This window comes from Caballeronia mineralivorans PML1(12) (assembly GCF_001028175.1).
Taxonomy (GTDB): Bacteria; Pseudomonadota; Gammaproteobacteria; order Burkholderiales; family Burkholderiaceae; genus Caballeronia; species Caballeronia mineralivorans.
In genome coordinates this window covers 1-330 of record NZ_AEJF01000344.1, presented here as the reverse complement: position 1 = coordinate 330, position 330 = coordinate 1, and the positions used below count along the sequence as shown (strand labels likewise).

At 67.9% G+C, this 330-nt stretch carries 1 protein-coding gene; it reads left to right on the top strand.

The window, feature by feature from the left end; genetic code table 11:
* Positions 1–139: PAAR-like protein (locus EOS_RS45510; RefSeq protein WP_152693280.1), on the top strand; the 139-nt coding region annotated here is incomplete at its 5' end.
* Between the last annotated feature and the right edge of the window lie 191 nt (positions 140–330).

The following is a 330-nucleotide window of genomic DNA, read 5'->3' as shown; positions in this document are numbered from 1 at the left end:
GGCGCCGTGGCTGCCCGGTTCGCCAACGGTGCTGATCGGCGGCCTGCCGGCGCTGCAGGACGCTTCGAAACTGATGTGCGCGTGGGGTGGCGTGATCGCGATCGTCGCACCGGCCCAGTTCACGACTTTGATTCCCTGAGGACGACGCACGATGCCCTACGTTTTTTCGATGACCTCGCGGATGGTGACCATCGCGGCGAGCTGCGCGCTGTTGCTGTGCGCGCTGCTGTTCCTGTTGGGCTTCGAGATCGGCGCGCGCTTCGTGGCCCCCGAGGTACCGGTTGCGTCTGCTGTCTCGCCGGGTGCCGCCGCAAGTGCGCGCATGCCCGC